The sequence below is a fragment of the Mycobacterium sp. genome, assembly GCF_032161845.1.
In the GTDB taxonomy this organism is placed as follows: domain Bacteria; phylum Actinomycetota; class Actinomycetes; order Mycobacteriales; family Mycobacteriaceae; genus Mycobacterium.
In genome coordinates, this window is record NZ_JAVRQA010000370.1 from 1 (window position 1) to 2,522 (window position 2,522).

The following is a 2,522-nucleotide window of genomic DNA, read 5'->3' on the forward strand; positions in this document are numbered from 1 at the left end:
CCAAAAACTGGCATCAAAAAAACAAACCACCCCCACCAAAGGAAGACGAGGAGTCCCCCACGAGGATGGCCAAAAACAACAAACAAAAACCACCAAACACACTATTGAGTTCTCAAACAACACACCCACCCGGCCGCGCAACAACTCCGCGGCGAAAGCCGCTAGGCCGTAGTGCGGACAGTAGAAGACGTCCACCGAAGTGGACTTCCCTCTGGGATGCCGTCGCGCTCAGCGGCTTGACCGCGTCGCGACGACTTGCAATAAGTTACGTGCCGGATAACGGAGAGTCAAATTACCTGGTAGAAGGCGTGTCCGGCAGAAGTTCAGACCATGAGCGGTCGCTCAAACCCTCTCCACGCCCGCAATGTTTCGCTTGCCTCGCCGCAGAACCAGCCACTTGCCGTGAAGGAAGTCCCCCGCATCGGGCGTCCAGTCATCGCTGTCGACGCGGACGTTGTTGACGTAGACCCCGCCCTCGGACAGCGTTCGTCGCGCCTCGCCCTTGCTCTTCGACAGACCGGTAGCGACCAGAAGATCGCCAATACCATCCGGAACGCCGGCGGTGAGCTCGGCGACCGACGTCTCGCGCAGCGCCGCGGCCAGCGTCGATTCATCCAGGCCTGCGAGTTCACCCCGGCCGAATAGGGCCTGGCTGGCCAGCTCGACAGAGTCGGTCGCGGCCTGGCCGTGGACCAGTGTGGTGAGTTCCTGGGCGAGCCGGCGTTGGGCGGCCCGCTCGTGGGCCCGCTCCGTGGTCGCCACCTCGAGGTCGGCGAGCTCGTCGGCCGCCAGGAACGTGAACCACCGCAGGTAGCGGATGACATCGGCGTCGGCGGTGTTGAAGAAGTACTGGTACCAGGCGTACGGGGTCGTCAGTTCGGGGTCGAGCCAGACGTTGCCGCCGCCGGTGGACTTGCCGAACTTCTTGCCGTCGGCCGACGTGACCAGCGGCACGGTCAGCGCGTGCGCGCTGGCGCCGAGCTTCTGCCGGACCAGGCGCACTCCCGCGATGATGTTGCCCCACTGGTCGGAGCCACCGATCTGCAACGTGCAGCCATGCTTTTGGTGCAGCTCCACGAAGTCATTGGCCTGCAACAGCATGTAGCTGAACTCCGTGTAGGAGATACCGTCGCCATCGAGGCGGCGACGAATGGTGTCGCGGTCGAGCATCACGTTCACGGAGAAGTGTTTACCCAGGTCACGCAGGAATTCGATGGCCGAAAGCTGCGATGTCCAGGACAAGTTGTTCTCGACGATCGCACCGGTCGGCGACCCGTCGAACGCGACGAACCGTTCCAACTGTCCGCGGATGCGCTCGGACCAGTCAGCGACGGTGTCCGCCGTGTTCAGCGTGCGTTCTGCGGTGTCCCGGGGGTCGCCGATCATCCCGGTCGCACCACCGGCGAGGACGATCGGCCGGTGGCCAGCACGCTGGAAGCGCTGCAACGTCAACAGCGGAATCAGATGTCCCGCGTGCAGGCTCGGCGCCGTGGGGTCGAAGCCCGCATAGAGCGTCAGCGGTCCTCCGGAAGCCGCGGCGGCCAAGGCGTCGCGGTCGGTGGACTGCGCAATCAAGCCGCGCCAATCCAGTTCATCGAGGATGCCGGTGCCCGAAGAAATCACGTGCCAATCCTCTCCCATCAGTCGCCATCGCCCGGCGTGGGTGCCCGCGGACTACGGCGGTACGCCGACACCTCGGGGGACTCCGCGATCCAGAACCGCCATGGCCGATCGGCTGCCTTGCTCACTCCGACGCGTGGGCCGCTGCTGACCGGCTCGGGAGCGCGGAGCTCGATGGCGACGTCGCCGCGGCCGTCAAAGAGGTCAATTCCGTTGTCGTCCATGGTGATTCCGAGCGCTGAGCAAAGGTTCCCCGGCCCGCGGGCCAAGGCCGCGGTGCGCACGGGGCCACGGCGGGCATGGGCGACGTCGAATCCATCCGTCACGACCGCTGCGCGCAGAAGGACCGCGGCGGCTACGCCATCGTCACCGCACACCACGTTTGCGCACACGTGGATGCCGTGGCTGCGGTAGGTGTACATCCGTCCCGGCGGACCGAACATGATGGCGTTGCGTCCGCCGCGGCCACGGAAGGAATGCGACGCGGCGTCGGGCCATGGTCCTTCGGTCGGGCCGCCGTACGCCTCGACCTCGACGACCGTCGCAGCGACTCCGCGGCAGGTCAGTGCCGCTCCGACCAGCAATCGGGCGGCCGACACCGGGTCGGTGGCCAACCGCTCAGCGCTCACCGAAGCGATTCTGCCCGTCGTCCTTGACACCCATACCAGCGGGGAGGATATTCATCACATGATGACTTCATCGAGTGATGAATTTCTTCGACACGGCGCCGAACCCGCCGTTTCCGTCGAGCATCTGACCGTCGTCCGCGGCACACGCACCGCATTGGACGACGTCACGGTGCGCATCGCCCCAGGCACCATCACGGGTGTGCTCGGCCCGTCCGGGTGCGGCAAGACCACGCTGATCCGCAGCATCGTCGGAACCCAGATCATCGCCAGTGG

3 protein-coding genes are annotated in these 2,522 nt (G+C 65.4%); 1 reads left to right on the forward strand and 2 read right to left on the reverse strand.

Annotated features, from left to right (window positions below):
- Positions 1-342: 342 nt before the first annotated feature.
- Together tyrS and QOD90_RS20160 are read right to left on the reverse strand one after the other, a co-directional pair.
- Entirely contained in the window at positions 343-1,620 is a 1,278-nt protein-coding gene (gene tyrS, locus QOD90_RS20155; protein WP_526352605.1) for a tyrosine--tRNA ligase, read from the reverse strand.
- Between the two features lie 20 nt (positions 1,621-1,640).
- A complete protein-coding gene (locus QOD90_RS20160; RefSeq protein ID WP_526352603.1) occupies positions 1,641-2,249 on the reverse strand; it encodes a DNA-3-methyladenine glycosylase in 609 nt (202 codons plus the stop codon).
- A gap of 58 nt (positions 2,250-2,307) precedes the next feature.
- Here QOD90_RS20160 and QOD90_RS20165 point away from each other — a divergent pair.
- Positions 2,308-2,522: ATP-binding cassette domain-containing protein (locus QOD90_RS20165; RefSeq protein WP_526352604.1), on the forward strand; the 215-nt coding region annotated here is incomplete at its 3' end.